This window comes from Rhodococcus sp. FH8 (assembly GCF_019266085.1).
Taxonomy (GTDB): Bacteria; Actinomycetota; Actinomycetes; order Mycobacteriales; family Mycobacteriaceae; genus Rhodococcus_F; species Rhodococcus_F qingshengii.
In genome coordinates this window covers 1753869-1770440 of the sequence record NZ_LPNQ01000057.1, presented here as the reverse complement: position 1 = coordinate 1770440, position 16572 = coordinate 1753869, and the positions used below count along the sequence as shown (strand labels likewise).

Sequence of the window (16572 nt, the reverse complement as noted above, 5' to 3'; positions counted from 1 at the left end):
CCAAGAGCGCCTCTCGTTGGTAGCCGAGACGTTCCTCGACCGGCGTGTAGAGCCCAGTTCTGTCTCGTGAGCCTTTGGTATCGGTCAGAGGGTGAGTAGCACTTTGGTGGCGCGCCGCTCGTCCATCGCCCGGTAGCCTGCGGCGGCGTCCTCCAACGGGAGAGTGAGGTCGAAGACGATGCCTGGGTCGATCTGGTCGGTCATGATGAGCTCGATCAGTTCGGGTAGGAATCGCCTGACCGGCGCGGGACCGCCGAGCAGGCTCACCGTCGCGAAGAACAGGTTCATGCCGTCGAGTTCGACGCCGTGGGATACCCCGACGTAGCCGACATGTCCGCCGGGGCGGGTAGCTCCGATAGCCTGCATCATCGATTCTTGGGTACCTACGGCTTCGACGGTCGAGTGGGCGCCGTAGCCGCCGGTGAGTTCCTTGATCTTCGCGATGCCCGCGTCGCCCCGCTCTTCGACGATGTCGGTGGCGCCGAATTGTGTGGCGAGTGCCTGCCGGTCGGCGTGACGTGACATGGCAATGATCCGCTCGGCGCCGAGTTGTCTGGCAGCGAGGATCGCCAAAAGCCCGACTGCGCCATCGCCGACGACGGCGACCGTTTTGCCAGGTCCGGCTTCCGCAGCTACGGCGGCGAACCAACCGGTGCCGAGTACGTCGGAGGCTGCAAGGAGGCTGCGGGCCTGCCGCTCGGTCGGCTCTCCGTGGACAGGGACGAGGGTGCCGTCCGCGAGCGGGATGCGAGCGTATTCGGATTGGGTGCCGACCGAGCCCATCATGACCTGGTGGATACAGCGAGACTGAAAGCCGGCCTCGCAGATTTCGCAGGTGTTGTCCGACGCGACGAACGAGCCCACGACGAAGTCCCCAACTTCGATGTCGTTGACGTCGGGGCCGACCTGTTCGACGACGCCCACGTATTCGTGTCCCATCGGCGTCGGGCCATTCAGCTCTTCGATGCCGCGGTACGGCCAGAGGTCGGAACCGCAGACGCAGGTGGCTGTAACGCGAATGATCGCGTCGGTCGGTTCGACGATCACCGGCGCTTCGATCTCTTCGACCCGGACGTCGCCGGGGGCATGCATGACGACAGCGCGCATGACGTGACTCCTCACCATCGGTTTTCTCGTGTCACTTCAACCTGATCATGATTCGGCGGCGTGCGGGAGTCCCACGCGATAGTGGTACTGCGAGGGACTCCCTCGCTACCGGTCACTGACTTAGGCTCGATGGCATGGACGATCGAGCGCAAGTACGCGAATTCCTGACCTCGCGGCGCGCCCGAGTCACGCCCGAACAAGTTGGACTTCCGGCCGGATCGAACCGCCGCGTGGACGGTCTACGTCGAAGTGAAGTGGCAACCCTCGCCGGCGTGAGCGTCGAGTACTACACCAGGCTCGAGCGCGGAGCGATCAGCGGCGCATCGCCGGGTGTACTCGACAGTATCGCGAAGGCCTTACGACTCGACGACGCCGAGCGCGCCCACCTTTTTGATCTCGCGCACGCGGCAAGCCCGGTAGCCAGGCCCCCGCGTCGGCGAAATGCGAAGGGCTGGAAGCCCCATCAGAGCCTGCAGTGGGCGCTTGATGCAGTCACCGCGGGACCCGCTTTCGTGCGGAACGGTCGCATGGATCTTCTTGCTGTCAACCCACTCGCGCGTGCGTTTTACAAGGACCTGTACGACATGCCGGGGCAGCCCCCGAATATCGCGCGCTTCACGTTCCTCGACGAAAGGGCTTTCGAGTTTTATCCGGACTGGAACGCGTTTGCCGAGGTGACCGTCTCGATTCTGCGAACCGAGGCTGGGCGAGATCCTCACAACAAGGAATTGCACGATCTGATCGGTGAACTCAGCACTCGGAGTGAGGAATTCCGGCGTCGGTGGGGCGCGCACGACGTCCGCCATCACGGCACCGGATTCAAGACTTTTCACCACTCCGCCGTGGGGGAGCTGACGCTTGCCTTCGAAGGTTTGGAGATGGCCGCCGAGCCGGGGTTGACGCTCACGATCTACACCGCAGAGCCGGGATCGCCGTCCGCGGAACGGATGCAGCTACTCGCCTCGTTGGCAGCCAGTGAGAATGCGGACTCTGCTCCTCACGTGTCGGAGCGGTCGCTGACGGACGGCTGACGAACTGCGCGACGGTTGATCGGGTCGTCAGTTGACGACTTCGACGGTGGTGCGCTTCGTGCGTTCCTTGCGCAACAGGATCATCAGCGGCAGAAAGTAGAGAGCGGCAACGCCGGTGCCTACCAACACCGGCCCAGTGGCACCGAGACTCGAGGCGAACGCAAACCCGGCGATCCAGGAGCCGACCGCCGTGCCCAGATTGAACGACGAGGTGCTGAGAGCAGAAGCCATCGTCGGCGCCTGATCGGCATAACGCACAGCCATCCCGATCAGGATGGGATTGGTCGACATGCCGAACAGTCCCAGCATGACTACGAGAATCACCGTCACGATCACGTTCTGCGAGAAGAGGCAGAGCGCCCCGAGTACGAGAAACGTCATCGCTGCCGAGACGAACAAGACCCCGTACTGATGCTTCGCACCGAGTCGACCGCCGAGATTGGAGCCGACGAACGCACCGAGTCCGTAGCCGACAAGCACTAGCGGCACTGCCGACGCAGCAAGTCCCGTGTTCTCGGTCAACAGCGGAGAGATGAAGCTGTACGCCGCCAGCGACGACCCGCACACGACGGCGCAACCGGACAGAACGAGCCAGATGCGTCCGTCCCGTAGGCTCGCGATCTCCGCTCGCCAGGACGGCACCGCACCGGAGTCGGTGTCGGCGGGTACCAATCGGTGGACGACGGCCGCGGCGACGAGTGCGAGGGCGGCGAGGGCCCAGAAAGGACCACGCCACCCGATGCTCTGACCGGCCAGAGCGCCGAGCGGAACACCGATGACGTTCGCGAGCATGCCTCCACCCAAGACGATGCCGAGCGCGCGCGAGGAAGACGCCGGGCCGGCCGCTTTTGCTCCGACCACTGCGGCGACTGCCCAGAATGCGCCCGTCGCCACGGCTGTGAGGAAGCGGGCGCCGAGAATGAGTCCGAAGTTGGACGAGAGCGCGACGATGACGTGTCCGATCGCGAAAACAACCAGCGCCGAGCTCAAGGTCACGCGTCGAGGAAACCTGAGTGTCAAGATCGCCATCGCCGGCGTGCCGACAATCATTCCGATCGCGAAGACGGTGATCATCAGGCCGACGTTCGCGATCGACGTACCGAGGTCACCCGCGATCTCGGGAAGAATGCCGGCGACGACGAATTCGGTTGTACCCATCAAGAAAACTCCGACGGCCAGCACGTAGATCACGAGCGGCAGGCGGCCGGTTTCTTCGACGGTCGGGGCGGAAATCATGAGGTGGTCAGTTCTCTTTCTGTTGACGACGCGCATGTCGTGGCGCACCCGTCCAGGGCATCACGCCCGTCGCCTGCGAGGGAGTCCCGGTCGTTGGGGGTACTCGAAGGGACTCCCGGTGTGACCGATTGCGCGCTACCGTCGGCGCAAAGACTGCCTGAACCCGGGAGGCGCGCCCATGACACGACGACAGATCCGGGGGCTCGGCGCCGCCGTGCTTGTCTCGGCCTTGATGACTGCTTGCAGTACCGAGGACGCTGAGGGGCCCGGTCCACAGGCAAGCACGACAACACGATCGGCGCCCGCCGCGGCCTTCGGTGAACCCGAGACCGTCGCCGACGGCTTGGACGCGCCCTGGTCGATCGCATTCCACGGCGATACACCACTAGTCAGTGAGCGCGACAGCGCGCGAATCCTCGAACTCGACGCCGGCGGAAACAGCCGCGAGGTGGGAGTGGTCGACGGCGTCAGCCCAAGAGGTGAGGGCGGTTTACTAGGGATCGCAGTACGTGAAAACCGCCTGTACGCGTACTTCACCGCGAACGGGGAGAACCGGATCGAACGCTTCGACATCATCGGTGCTCCGGGGGAATTCGCGCTCGGGCCGGCCGAGACGATTCTCGACGGGCTCGCTTCGGCCAACTACCACAACGGTGGTCGCATCGCGTTCGGCCCGGACGGGATGCTGTACGTGACCGTCGGTGATGCCGGTAGTCGAGACAGAGCTCAGGACCTCGACTCGATGTCCGGGAAAATTCTGCGCATGACTCCGGATGGTGATGTGCCGCAAGATAATCCGTTTCCGAACTCGTTTGTCTACAGCTACGGCCACCGCAACTCCCAGGGCATTGCCTGGACCGAGGACGGCACGATGTACGCCAGCGAGTTCGGGCAGGACACCTGGGACGAACTCAACCGGATCGAAGCCGGTGGCAACTACGGGTGGCCCGAGGTCGAAGGGATTACGGGTGAAGACGGATTCATCGACCCGCTCCAACAATGGTCACCGGATGATGCCAGCCCCAGCGGAATCGCCATCCACGACGGCTCGATCTACATTGCCAACCTTCGTGGTGAGCGACTCCGCATTGTGCCGTTGGCTGACCCCGCGACCGCCGATGAGCAGTTCGTCGACGTATACGGGCGCCTCCGTGACGTTGTAGTCGCACCGGACGGGTCGCTGTGGATACTGACGAACAACACCGACGGTCGTGGCGACCCCAACCCCGGTGATGACCGCATCCTTCGCGTGCCGTTGCGCTGATGTCGATTTCCGGCGAACGCAGTACTTCCAGCCCGAGGGTCCTGGCCGAAGCCTGTGATTCACTAATATCTTTACGACAGATGCGCCGGGTACGGATCGGAGAGACAGCATGGGGACTTGGGGTTCAGGACCTTTCGACAACGACGTAGCGGGCGACCTGCTCAGCGCAGTATAGGCGGGTGACTACGACATCGACGATTACGCTAGCCACCCCGATGGCGGTTATCTCGATGCCGATGATGCTCAAACAGCAATCGCCGTCGCCGAGATTCTTGCGGTTGCGCACGGCGTTGCGCCGAAGCCTGTGCAGCTGGATGGAATTGACGCCGCCGGGTACGTCAGCACCTTGAGCCCGGAGCAGAAGAGTTGGGTCCTCGCCGCACTCGAGCGTGCAGTTTCCGACAGCGACACTTCGGAGTTGTACGAGTTGTGGGAAGAGAACGGTCCGGAAGACCTCGCAGCTTGGCGGGCACCGATCCTGAGCAGATTGGCCAGCCTCAAAACGGTGGGGTAAGCGTCACTAGTCTGCAGTCCCTTGCTTACTCGGAGTTCGACGAGGACAGACTCCCCTTGACGTACCGGGTGGTGTCGTCAGCGAGGATCTCGGCGAGCCCGCTTTCGATACCGTCCAGTGCTTGCGCGGCGACATCGGCAGGATCGATCTTCTGTTCGGCGGGTACGCCAGCGGCCATGTCGGTATCCATGTATGCGACATGCAGTGCCGATACGGAGATTTTGCGCGGCGCAAGTTCTTCTCGAACGGCGTCGGTCATCGCCCAGGCCGCTGCTTTCGACGACGCGTAAGACCCGAGCGCGGCTGGATGGAACCAGGACAGCACCGACAGAACATTGAGTATTGTTCCGCCGTCGTTGTTTTCGATGACAGGAGCAAACGCCCGGGTCACGGCGAGCGGGCCGTAGAAGTTGACGTCCATCTCTCGTCGAATGTCATCGATGTCGCCCCCGATCAAGGGCGCCGAGGTAGAGATACCTGCGTTGTTGACCAGCAAGGTCACATCCGATGCGATTTGCGCGGCGGCGGTTATCGATTCGGCGTCCGTCACGTCCAACCTCAGGGGGATGACGCCGGGTAGATCGACAGTTTCCGGATTGCGCGCAGCCGCGTACACCTTTGCGCCGCGCTCGACGAGTCCCGCAGCCAGATGGCGTCCGAGCCCGCGATTGGCTCCTGTGACGACCGCAACCGTCTTGTTCAGGTCCATGATTCTCCCAGTGTTGTGATTGCTCGTGACGTTTAGATTATGAATCAAATCTAAGTGTCGGCTAGGATAGATGTCAAGTGAAATCCAAACTGGAAGGCGTTGTGATGGGCCGCGTATCGCAGCAACAAGCGGAAGAGAACCGTCGGCGCGTCGTGGAAACCGCAGCCCGACTGTTCCGAGAGAAGGGCACTCACCTCAGCGTCGCCGACCTGATGAAGGCGTCGGGGCTGACCCACGGTGGCTTCTACAAGCAGTTCGCGTCCAAGGACGCTCTCATCGACGAAGCGACCACCCACGCCTTCAAGGAACTGGCTCAGCTGCATTCTGCGGAACTCGAAGAGCATGCAGGGCAACGTGACTCCGCCCGAAAAGCTTTGATCGATACCTATCTCTCGGTGGCGCATCGCGACAACCCGGCAGACGGATGCCCCGCTGCTGCGCTCGCCGCCGACATGGCGCGCGAGCCTGCAGACAGCGAGGCCCGTCGGGTTTACACGGAGGGAGTGGGGGATTTTGCCGCAGCTCTTGCCGACGACGAAGCTGTCGGTCTCCTCCGGCTCTCCACCATGCTCGGTGCACTGGTTCTTTCGCGAGCTACCAAGGGTTCCCCGCTCTCCGAGGAAATTCTCGATTCCGCGCGCGTCGAACTGATCAGAGGGCTTCGAGAGCCGCTGTCATCTTCTTGACGGTCTCGGGTGCCCTGGCCGCGAATCCCGCTTTCACGAGGTCCAGTGCTCGCGGTTCCGAGAGTCGGACTCTCGATATGTCGATTGAACGCTCTAGTTGATTCCGACGACTTCCTGGGCGATCGCTGCGAGTCTTGCCTGGGCAGCGGATACGACGCCGTGTCGGTTCTTGTGCGCTTCCTCGTACGCAACGATGTCCCGCACCTGTGCGGCGTCGGTCAGTTCCTTCACAGCGGAGACGGCTTGGGTGACGTTGAGTTCGTCGAAGTCTTCGATGGGAAGTTCAGTGGGGTCGAGTAGCCCACTCGACTTCCGTACCGAACGGAAGACGTCGGCGGCACCGTCAGCACCTTCTCGGCGAGTGACCTTCTCAGCCGTGGCGATGGCCGCATCCCTACTGGCCGAGAGTGTTTTCACAGTCACGTCACCGGCATATGCGCCCCAGCTGATCAGCTCACCCAGTACCGGCGGTGAGGTGCGAACAGCGTCGATGGCACGGTCGAGACTGCGGGTGGACCAGGAGACCGGAACGTTGACCAGCCGTATCGCCGCGCCGGTGGCAGCTTGCATCGGTGTGCGGCGCAAAGCTGCCGGTCCACCGAGTGCCTCTTCGGCCAAGACAGTCGTGAGCCAGTCCACGGTCGCGGAGTGTGCAGCGATGAGGCGGTCGGCCAACGCCGCGACGGTCTGATCGCCGCCGGCAGTGGCCAGGGCCTTGAGGTAGCGGGAACGGTCGAGGAGTTGATGTTCGAGCGCAAGGTCTCCCAATACCGCTTCGTCGAAGGGCTGAGCCTGTTCGACCATCGCTTTCACTCCGGCTGTCGCGCGTCCGAGGAACGGACCGACCAATTCCGGCACGCCCCCCAGATCGCGAACAGTGGACTCTATGGAACTCGCCCTTTCACGGCCGTTCTCTGCGTTTTCCGTCAATTCGCGTCGAACAGCCTCGGTTCTGGCCTGTGCGACGCGCGTTTCGGCGACCTGGATCTCGGTGTGCGTCAGACCGAGGAGGATGCGTAACTGGGTGATCAAGGCGGACGTGGTTTCGGAGTTGCTCATATCGGGGTCGTCCCTTCGTCGGTGCGGGCTTTACGTGATGTTCAGCTTCTGCTCGACGAGTGCTCCGCGGGTCGCGGAGCCACCGCCGCTACGCGGGCTACCCCGACCTACCGCGTAGTAACCACAACGAACAAGTGGGGTCGACGCACCGAGATCGTCGGCGCCAGGACGAGTGAGATCCCGGCCACCCCGAGGTTTCGATTTCTATTCGGTGGGAAGGAGGCATGTGCAGTGCATCCATCCAGAAGCCCACGAGAAACTGCGTCACCTGAGGAGTATCGATATGCCGGACCAGTACGCAATGCAGGACCCGACCACGCGGTTCCCCGCTCCTGTGCGTGAGCGGCAGGCGGAGATCGCACATCCCGGTCTCACCGCAGACATGATTTCTCCTCCCGACCACGGTGAAAACACCTATCGAGGAAGCGGTCGACTCGAAGGAAGGCGTGCGATTGTCACCGGAGCGGATTCGGGCATCGGACGTGCGGTCGCGATTGCATTTGCCAGAGAAGGCGCGGACGTTGTCCTGAGTTATCTCGACGAGGAAGAACAGGACGCTCGGGAAACCGCTCGCTGGGTCGAGGAGGCAGGTCGCAAAGCCGTCTCGGTGCCGGGAGATCTCCGAAGCGAGGAACACTGTTCTGCTTTGGTCGAAACCGCGGTGCGTGAACTCGGCGGACTCGACATCTTGGTGAACAACGCCGCGTTTCAGATGGTGCAGATGGGCGGCATCGCCGATATCACCACCGAACAATTCGACCGTGTGATGAAAACCAACCTCTACGCACTATTTTGGCTCTCCAAAGCAGCGATCGCGCAGATGGAGCCCGGATCGACGATCGTGAATACCTCGTCCATCCAAGGTGCGTCCCCGTCGCCCGAGCTGCTCGATTACGCCACGACAAAGGCGGGCATCATCGACTTCACCAAGGGACTGGCCGCCGATGTCGCACGAAAGGGAATCAGGGTCAATGCCGTTGCACCTGGACCGATTTGGACGCCACTGATTCCGGCTACGATGCCCAAGGAGAAGTTCGAGACGTTCGGGGACGACGTTCCGCTCGGGCGGGCAGGTCAGCCGGCCGAGCTTGCTCCCGCCTATGTATTTCTCGCCTCTGGCGAATCCAGTTACACCACTGGGGAAGTCATCGGCGTGACGGGTGGAAAACCGCTCACCTGAATGTGCGACTAGACAAGGCGTACGACGACGGCGTAACGGTCAACCGTTGTCGAGGCCCGCGGCGACCATCGCTGCGGCGGTCTCTCGTTCGGAGAATGAGCCCTTCTCCAGACCCCGGATGACGCCGGAGCGATCAGCGGGGGAACGGTTTTGATTCAACTTCGCTTTTCCGTAGACACGGGCCACGTGCAGTTCGATCCCCACAATCCCTCGCAGCTGCGCATCGACGAACTGCGGCGGCGCGTCGGTGACCTTCCATTCGTTCTCACGGCCGGATTCATGTCGAGCTGTCAGTGCGGTGACGTGCGCACGCAGCCACTGCTCGTCGTCGTGCGCAACCAGTTGGCCGTAGACGTAGAGAACTTCGTAGTTCCACGTCGGGACGACCTTCCCGTGGACGCTCTTGCTCGGGTAGAACTCGGGGCTCACGTAGGCGTCGGCGCCGGGGAGGATCACCAGAGACTCCGATGTCCCGGTGTATCGCCAATGCGGATTCGTCCGGGCGAGATGCCCCTCCAACACGTTTCCTTCGGCGTTGTACAGCAGTGGCATCGACGTGACTTCGAGGGTCTCGGGGCCCGGTGTGACCAGGTGTCCGAATCCACCGGCGTGGAGAGAGTCGGCGACCGCGTCGTCGGAGAGGCGGAATTGTCCGGGCAGAATCATGTGTCTCCTCACAGATTTTTTGTCATGTGACAATGTGTCACAGCGTGGAGGTTTTGTCATGTGCTAATAGAGTGAGCCTGTGACCAGCACTGTGGCGGACCAGGTGAGGCTCTATGTCGTCCGCGGGACAGCGGGCGAGATTTCCGAGGGCATCCGCAATCTCATCAGTGCTGGGGTACTGGCTCCAGGGGATGCGTTGCCGCCCATACGGGCCTTGGCCGACGATCTCGAGGTTCACCGGAACACAGTTGCCGGAGCCTATCGCTTGCTCGTGGCGGCGGGAGTTGTGGAGACACAGGGCCGGCGCGGCAGCTTCGTGCGAGCCATACCGTTCCTGGAAGGAGAAGGCGGTATCGCTCTTCCTGGCAGCGTGGATCTCGCCAGCGGAAATCCTGATCCGGCATTGCTGCCTGATCTCAGAGCCTCGTTGGACCGGACCACTTACACGCCCCGGTTGTACGGCGCCGCAGCCACCGAGCCTCTACTCGATTCCTGGGCACGTTCCTCGATCGAGGACGAGGTTCCAAGGCCGTGCTCGATCACCATCACCAACGGTGCCGTTGACGCGGTCGAGCGACTGTTGACCGCTCATTTGACCCGAGGTGACGCCGTCGCGATCGAGGATCCGTGCTTCCTGGCGAGCATCGGAACGCTCAAAGCCAACAGCTTCCGAGCGGTACCGATGGACATCGACACTTCGGGTATTACCCCGCAAGGGCTGCTGCGTGCTCTCGAAAGTGGTGTGCGCGCGATTATTTGCACCCCTCGTGCGCACAACCCCACCGGGGTCAGCATGAGCGCCGACCGAGCGGCGATTCTCGGAAGCATCCTGGCCGAGTTCCCTCACGTTCTGGTAATCGAGGACGATCACTTCTCTGCCGTGTCCAGCAATCGGTACTGTCGGCTCGCTCCGATGAGCACGACGCGGTGGGCGCTTGTTCGTTCCGTGTCGAAATTTCTCGGGCCCGACCTGCGCGTGGCAGTGGTCGCCTCGGACCTCGACACCGGCATTCGGCTGAGCACTCATCTCCGGTCGGGCGCCAACTGGGTCAGTCACCTGCAGCAGCGCTTGAGTGCTGAACTGCTGAGTGATCCGACGGTGATCGACGGCCTCGCCAATGCTCGCGCTGTCTACGAGCGCCGTCGAACCCTTCTGAAATCTGCACTGTCAGAACATGATATCGAGGTTCCTGACACTTTCGACGGACTCAATGTCTGGGTTCCGCTGGATCGGGATTCCGAACCGATTGTCGAGCGACTCGCCGAGTCTGGCTGGCTCGTGCGGGACGGAAGTCAGTTCTCGGCGACGCCGGGTCAGTGCCACCGGGCACTTCGTGTGACCGCCTCCACCATCACCTCTGACCAAGCACGCGAGTTCGCCAGTGCCCTGGCTGAAATATTGGCGAGCCCGTAGTTGTCCAGCTGCACTACGGTGCGAATCTGAGTCTCTCGCTTCTCGACGAAACTACCGGCGACGGCTGGATCGATAGGATCGGTTCGAGCGACGACGAAGGGTGTAATTGTGGCGAGGGCGGTTGTTGTCGGTGCGAGCCGAGGTCTCGGTCGTGCTTTGATCGAGGGTCTGAGGAGCGATGGCGACGAAGTTCTCGGCATATCGCGTCGGCGTCCTGACGGGTTCGACGTCTCCGAGTGGATCGAAGCCGACCTGACCGATCCTGTTACGGCAGCGAATTCGATCGATCAGGAGCTTGTCGGTGGTGTAGATACCCTGATCTGCAACGTCGGAATTTGGGAAGGGGATGCCTTCACTTCCGATTATGCGTTCACAGATCAATCCGATGTCGAAATGCTCGAAATGATCAACGCCAACATCACGGCCACAATTCTCCTGCTCAAGCGCCTGATCCCGAGAATGATCGGCCGTCCTCGACCTCGGATCATCTTGACCGGGTCCACCTCGGGACTCCCGCGAAGCGGTAGGCCGGAGGTTGCGTTCGGTGCATCGAAGTTCGCGATCAACGGCATTGCCGACGCGTTGAGAGAGGGCTACCGGAAGGACAGACTCGCAGTGACTGTCCTTCATCTCGGATATCTCAATACAGAAGACGGACTCGACGTGCCCCGAGACGTCGCTGCCGCCAGGGGAGAGGGATCTCTGGTCCCGGTACATGACGTTGTGGATACGGTGCGCTCGATCTCGAGTTTGTCGTCTTCGACGTCAGTGCGGGAAGTAGTCCTCACTGCGATCGACGATCCGCGATTCTGATTTGCGGCTGTCGACTCAATCTGGTTGCTGAACAGACGTATTCAGAGAATCTAAACCCCGATCAAGAAGTAAGCTCCGGTCAGATACGTCAGGGTGAGGCCCGCCAAGGTCCACGCCATGTACGGCCGGATGTAGAGGCGCCGCAGGCGGTGCAATCGCAGGGAGGCTCGCAAGAACGCGCCCACGGTCCCGAGCAGCAACATCAGGCTCGGGACGAAGACCGCCAGTCGGCGATCCTTCTGTGAGCACAGCAAGGTGTCGGTACCGAAGCATTCGCCCCGCCGGGAGCCCAACCACACGATCGCGATAACCAAAACCGCGGTAGCCAGAACGACTGACACGCCGTACGTCAGGGTTCGCCTGTTGATCTTTCGCTCTCGACGCTGAATTACATCTGACGCGTCAGAACTGTCGGTCATCACACCGGCTCCTGTACATCGCACCTCACTTCGTGGATCGGCGGTGGGAGAGGGCGTACAGCACTACTCCGACGGCCAAGAGTAATGATGCGCGTAACCACGTCGCAGCGCTCTGCTGGGTGAGCAACGCAACGCACGTACCGAGAGCGAGGATCGGGAAGATGATCGGCGTTCGGAAGTGTTTGTGTTGCACTGCGTCACGGCGCAGAACCAGGACGGCGATGTTGGTGCTGATGAATACGAAAAGCAGCAGGAGTACCACCGTCTCCGCCAGGGCTGACAGCGATCCGGTGACGCAGAGAGCCATGGCAACTGCTGTGGTCGCGATAATCGCCACCCAGGGGGTCCGTCGCTGCGGCAGTACCCGAGCGAAGACGCTCGGGAGCAAGCCTTCCGATGCCATCCCGTATGTCAGCCTGCTCGCCATGATCATTGTCAGCAGTGCGCCGTTGGCGACGGCGACCAACGCGATCAGGCTGAACAGGCGAGGCGGAACGCCGACGTCGGCAGCTGACACAACTTCCAGCAGTGGCCCGGAGGATGCGGCAAGTTCGTCGGCGGGCAGGACCACCGAGACAGCCAGGCCGACAAGGACATAGGCGGCGCCGGCTGTCAGTAATGCTCCGAACAGTGCGCGTGGGTAGACCTTGCTCACGTTCTTCACTTCTTCGGCGACGTTCGCGGACGTTTCGAAGCCGACAAAAGAGTAGTACGCGAGGAGTGCCGCAGCCAGCACCGCGAGTGCAGGCGATCGGCTGTCGTCGAACTCCACGACGCGGCTCAGGGTTCCGTCGCCGCGCCCGAGAACTATGCAAGCGAGGACGACAACGAGGACGAGCCCGGTGACCTCCACGACTGTCATGACGACGTTGGCGCGCATCGACTCCTTGATGCCTCTGGCATTGAGAAGTCCCACCAGGAGCAGGAAGACGAGCGCCGCTGGAACGGTTGGGACGTCGATGAAGGCTTTGAGATAGTCGCCCGAGAATGCGAGGGCGAGTCCCGCCGCACTGGTTACGCCGGCCGCCAGCATCGAGAAGCCGACAAGGAACGAGATCAGTGGTTTCCGATACGCCCGTTGGGCGAATACTGCTGCGCCGCCCGCTCGCGGATATTTGGTGACCAGTTCGGCATACGACGTTGCTGTCAGCAATGCCATGACGAGCGCTACGAGCAGTGGTACCCAGACGGCTCCACCAACTTCACCGGCGATGACGCCCACCAACGCGTAGATGCCGGCACCCAGAACGTCTCCGAGGATGAACACGAAAAGGAGTGGGCCGGTTATAGCCCGAGTGAGAATGTTCTTACCGCCGTCTTCATCTCCGCCTGCGGTTTCGTCCACGTTCTCAGCACCCGCGGCGCGTCGCATATGCAAGGTTCGTCCTGTCTTCATGGTGGCGTGCCGCCACCTCAGGAGCAGTCATGTACCCATTGGCCGAGGTTTCAAACGTAGGTCGCCCGCCTTCCCGTGCTTTGCTTGTAGGGGAATCGCAGAAGTAGTGACTGGAGGACGAAGTGGCCGAAACGACGGTTGCCGCGGTGATGGACGAGTTGGCTGCTCTCGAAGATCCGAAGGCGCGTGCGGTGAACGAGAAGCACGGTGACGATCACGGTGTGAACCTCACAAAACTGCGCGCTGTTGCGAAGCGATTGAAGACTCAGCAGGAACTCGCACAACAGCTTTGGGCGACGGGCGATACCGCGGCGCGATTGTTGGCCCTTTTGATCTGCCGCCCGAAGGCGTTCGAGCGTGACGAGTTGGATGTCATGTTGCGAGAGGCCCGCACTCCGAAGGTGCAGGACTGGCTCGTCAATTACGTGGTGAAGAAGAACCCGCATGCCGAGGAGTTGCGGGTGGCCTGGACCGCTGACCCTGATCCTGTGGTCGCTAGCGCCGGGTGGGCTCTGACCACCGAACGTGTCGCGAAGAAGCCCGAGGGACTTGACCTTTCAGGGCTACTCGACGTCATCGAGGCGGAGATGAAGGATGCTCCTGACCGCCTGCAATGGGCGATGAACCACTGCCTGGCTCAGATCGGGATCGAACATGCCGAGTACCGCGCCCGGGCAATCGAGATCGGTGAGCGACTGCGGGTGCTCGAGGATTACCCGACTCCACCGAACTGCACCTCGCCGTTTGCGCCCATCTGGATCGCGGAGATGGTGCGACGACAGAGGGCAAAGTAGAGCGCACGACAACTGAGGATAGGGTTACCTTCGTGCTACGTTAGGCGCCGTCACCCGCTCGGGGTGTCTGAGCAGGTCGATCGACCGGGAGGTCCTGGCGTGGCGAGAATTTTGGGACGAGGGCTGTCAGAGCGACGAAGTGGTGGCAGCCGTGTCCGCCGGATGGTAGCCGTCGTGGCGGCGTGCGGGCTGGCGGCCGGAATGGCGGCCTGCAGCAGCAACGGCGACAAAGACAGCACCGACGACAAAGACAGCACCCGGACTTCATCCGCAGTCGACGCCGCGTTCCCGGTGACGATCACGTCGGCCCTCGGCACGGCCGAGATCAAGGAGGAGCCCAGGCGGGTCGCAACCTGGGGATGGTCCAATCAGGACGCCCTCCTGGCGCTCGGTGTCGTCCCGGTCGCGATGCCCACTTTCTCCGGACCTCAGTACGGGGCCGACGCGCAGGGCATTCTGAAGTGGGACGCCGAGGCACTCGACAAGCTCGGTGGCGAGCAGCCGATCTTGTTGTCGGGTGACGGAACGGGCGAAGCACCTGTCGAGCAGTTCGCCAAGGCTGAACCAGATCTCATCTTCGCCCCGTACTCCGGGCTCACTCAGCAGGAATTCGACGCACTGTCGAAGATCGCGCCGGTGGTTTCCTTCCAGGACGAGCCGTGGACCGCGTCGTGGCAGGACCAGGTGACCATCGCTGGTCAGGCGCTGGGTAAACAGGCCGAGGCCGGCACGCTCATCGACAAGACCAACGCCGCGATCAGCGCGACGGCTGCGAAGAACCCTGCGTTGCAAGGTAAGACCGTCACCATCGGACTCCCGAACAGTCCGAGCACCTTCGCGGTGAGTAAGAACGCCGACGTGCGTGTCGAGTTCCTCGAGCAGCTGGGTCTGAAGAACGAGCCGACGATCCAGCAGGCCGATCCCGCCAAGGATCCCGAGGCCGTGTACTTCGAGCTGAGCACCGAGCAGGCGCCGCTGATTGCGTCTGACGTGCTGTTCGTGGTGGCCTACGACAAGGACTCTCTGAACGCGTTCCTCGCCGAGCCACTGGTGGCAGCTCAGCCGGTGATCGTCGATGGGCGTACGGCATCCACCAAGGACTTCAGCGTCGACAAGAACTTCGCGTTCGGCGGACTGACGGTCCTGACCATCCCGTACATCCTCGACGACGTCGCCACAGTTCTGAACACCGCTGCCGGCAACGTCAAGGGCTGACCGGCCCGCTAGCGGGAAGTTCGAAACTGTGTCCGGTACCGCTGTGGGCTGGTGCCGACCAGGTCTCGGAAGCGTTCGCGGAACGTGGTGACGGCATTGAATCCGACTTGTCCCGCAACACGTTCGATCGAGTGGTCGGTAGTCTCGAGCAGAAATTGCGCTTGGCGGAGCCGCGCCTGATGGAGCCACTGCAACGGCGTCGTACCGATTTGTTCCTGGAATCGGCGGTTGAGCGTGCGAGTGCTCATCGTTGCCTTGGCCGCGATTGTCGTGATGTCGAGTTGCTCCCCGAGGTTCTCTTCCATCCAGTTCAGTAGTGGTCGAAGGGTTGTCCCGCTGGGTACGGGAGGCTCGTGAACGATGAATTGTGCTTGCCCTCCGGCACGTTCGAGCGGCATCACACTCAGCCGCGCCGTGTCGGCGGCGACCGCGGACCCGTAGTCCTGACGGACCATGTACAGACACAGGTCGAGTGCGGCCGCGGCGCCGGCGGAAGTCAGGACGTGCCCGTTGTCTACGTAGAGAACGGCGGCATCGACGTCGATGGCCGGGTGCCGACGCGCCAACTCCGACGCAGCCGCCCAGTGCGTCGTCGCGCGAAGTCCGTCGAGCAGGCCTGTATCGGCGAGGGTGAATGCGCCGACGCACAGTGAGGCGATGCGCGTGCCGCGATCCGCGGCAGTTCTGAGGGCTTCGATGATCTCGGGGTCGATCGGCACATCGAGATCGGCGGTGCCCGGGATGATGATCGTGCTGGCCTGGGCGAGACGTGACAGTCCGTGCGGTACGCGCATCGTGAACGTTCCGGTCTCCACCTCCTCGGTGAGCGCGCACACGGCGGTCCGGTAGGCCGGTGCGCCTGAGGGAAGCCTGCATCGTCCGAAGACTTCGAGGGGTGCTGCCAGGTCCATCGGCACCACTCCGGGCAACGCGAGAACTGCAACGTCATGCATGTCTGAAACGTAGCGTATGTGGCGCGAGATTCTGTGATCTCGTGTCGTGAAATATCCTCTCAACTGGTATTTCACAGAATATGTGAGGTTGGCTGAAAGCCGTCGAAGGTTGGCTT

At 62.3% G+C, this 16572-nt stretch carries 17 protein-coding genes; 9 read left to right on the top strand and 8 right to left on the bottom strand.

All coding sequences use genetic code 11. The features are described from left to right. Window positions 1-84 precede the first annotated feature (84 nt). A complete protein-coding gene (locus ATN38_RS11230) occupies window positions 85-1107 on the bottom strand; it encodes a zinc-dependent alcohol dehydrogenase family protein (RefSeq protein WP_030537173.1) in 1023 nt (340 codons plus the stop codon). A gap of 134 nt (window positions 1108-1241) precedes the next feature. On the opposite strand from ATN38_RS11230, the gene ATN38_RS11225 reads away from it, so the two are divergent. Then, window positions 1242-2138 (top strand): helix-turn-helix transcriptional regulator, encoded by an 897-nt coding sequence (locus ATN38_RS11225; protein WP_029256657.1) that lies wholly within the window; start codon window positions 1242-1244, stop codon window positions 2136-2138. Window positions 2139-2165: 27 nt separating this feature from the next. Here the strand turns inward: ATN38_RS11225 and ATN38_RS11220 are convergent, their stop codons facing one another. Further along, window positions 2166-3374, bottom strand: a complete 1209-nt coding sequence (locus tag ATN38_RS11220; RefSeq protein ID WP_256931615.1) for an MFS transporter — start codon at window positions 3372-3374, stop codon at window positions 2166-2168. Between the two features lie 178 nt (window positions 3375-3552). Here ATN38_RS11220 and ATN38_RS11215 point away from each other — a divergent pair, with 178 nt between their 5' ends. After that, entirely contained in the window at window positions 3553-4638 is a 1086-nt protein-coding gene (locus ATN38_RS11215; protein ID WP_136471045.1) for a sorbosone dehydrogenase family protein, read from the top strand. Window positions 4639-4828: 190 nt separating this feature from the next. Then, window positions 4829-5152, top strand: coding sequence for a DUF4259 domain-containing protein (locus ATN38_RS11210; RefSeq protein ID WP_308256098.1), 324 nt, complete (start codon window positions 4829-4831; stop codon window positions 5150-5152). A 25-nt stretch (window positions 5153-5177) separates the two neighbouring features. On the opposite strand, the gene ATN38_RS11205 is transcribed toward ATN38_RS11210, so the two are convergent. After that, window positions 5178-5861 (bottom strand): SDR family oxidoreductase, encoded by a 684-nt coding sequence (locus ATN38_RS11205; protein ID WP_007735616.1) that lies wholly within the window; start codon window positions 5859-5861, stop codon window positions 5178-5180. A 77-nt stretch (window positions 5862-5938) separates the two neighbouring features. Here ATN38_RS11205 and ATN38_RS11200 point away from each other — a divergent pair, with 77 nt between their 5' ends. Beyond that, window positions 5939-6547 carry a TetR/AcrR family transcriptional regulator gene (locus ATN38_RS11200; protein WP_211097547.1) on the top strand — a complete coding sequence of 203 codons (609 nt, stop codon included), beginning with the start codon at window positions 5939-5941 and terminating at the stop codon, window positions 6545-6547. Between the two features lie 93 nt (window positions 6548-6640). On the opposite strand, the gene ATN38_RS11195 is transcribed toward ATN38_RS11200, so the two are convergent. Continuing rightward, a complete protein-coding gene (locus ATN38_RS11195; protein WP_047272359.1) occupies window positions 6641-7606 on the bottom strand; it encodes a hypothetical protein in 966 nt (321 codons plus the stop codon). A 283-nt stretch (window positions 7607-7889) separates the two neighbouring features. On the opposite strand from ATN38_RS11195, the gene ATN38_RS11190 reads away from it, so the two are divergent. After that, window positions 7890-8786: an SDR family oxidoreductase gene (locus ATN38_RS11190; RefSeq protein ID WP_007735622.1), complete on the top strand. Its 897-nt coding sequence runs from the start codon at window positions 7890-7892 to the stop codon at window positions 8784-8786. 39 nt (window positions 8787-8825) lie between these two features. Here the strand turns inward: ATN38_RS11190 and ATN38_RS11185 are convergent, their stop codons facing one another. Further along, complete coding sequence (locus tag ATN38_RS11185) at window positions 8826-9452, bottom strand: FMN-binding negative transcriptional regulator (RefSeq protein ID WP_030537447.1); 627 nt, start codon at window positions 9450-9452, stop codon at window positions 8826-8828. A 79-nt stretch (window positions 9453-9531) separates the two neighbouring features. Here ATN38_RS11185 and ATN38_RS11180 point away from each other — a divergent pair, with 79 nt between their 5' ends. Together ATN38_RS11180 and ATN38_RS11175 are read left to right on the top strand one after the other, a co-directional pair. Beyond that, window positions 9532-10866, top strand: coding sequence for an aminotransferase class I/II-fold pyridoxal phosphate-dependent enzyme (locus ATN38_RS11180; RefSeq protein ID WP_223257969.1), 1335 nt, complete (start codon window positions 9532-9534; stop codon window positions 10864-10866). Window positions 10867-10974: 108 nt separating this feature from the next. After that, window positions 10975-11679: an SDR family oxidoreductase gene (locus tag ATN38_RS11175; protein ID WP_042448150.1), complete on the top strand. Its 705-nt coding sequence runs from the start codon at window positions 10975-10977 to the stop codon at window positions 11677-11679. Window positions 11680-11729: 50 nt separating this feature from the next. Here ATN38_RS11175 and ATN38_RS11170 read toward each other — a convergent pair whose 3' ends face one another. Both ATN38_RS11170 and ATN38_RS11165 read right to left on the bottom strand, forming a co-directional pair. Continuing rightward, window positions 11730-12098 (bottom strand): hypothetical protein, encoded by a 369-nt coding sequence (locus ATN38_RS11170; RefSeq protein WP_042448254.1) that lies wholly within the window; start codon window positions 12096-12098, stop codon window positions 11730-11732. Window positions 12099-12123: 25 nt separating this feature from the next. Continuing rightward, entirely contained in the window at window positions 12124-13470 is a 1347-nt protein-coding gene (locus ATN38_RS11165; RefSeq protein ID WP_042922927.1) for an APC family permease, read from the bottom strand. 146 nt (window positions 13471-13616) lie between these two features. On the opposite strand from ATN38_RS11165, the gene ATN38_RS11160 reads away from it, so the two are divergent. Together ATN38_RS11160 and ATN38_RS11155 are read left to right on the top strand one after the other, a co-directional pair. Then, entirely contained in the window at window positions 13617-14288 is a 672-nt protein-coding gene (locus ATN38_RS11160) for a DNA alkylation repair protein (protein WP_030537444.1), read from the top strand. Between the two features lie 99 nt (window positions 14289-14387). Then, window positions 14388-15503, top strand: coding sequence for an ABC transporter substrate-binding protein (locus ATN38_RS11155; RefSeq protein ID WP_230691780.1), 1116 nt, complete (start codon window positions 14388-14390; stop codon window positions 15501-15503). Between the two features lie 8 nt (window positions 15504-15511). Here the strand turns inward: ATN38_RS11155 and ATN38_RS11150 are convergent, their stop codons facing one another. After that, window positions 15512-16456: a GlxA family transcriptional regulator gene (locus ATN38_RS11150; protein ID WP_136471041.1), complete on the bottom strand. Its 945-nt coding sequence runs from the start codon at window positions 16454-16456 to the stop codon at window positions 15512-15514. Between the last annotated feature and the right edge of the window lie 116 nt (window positions 16457-16572).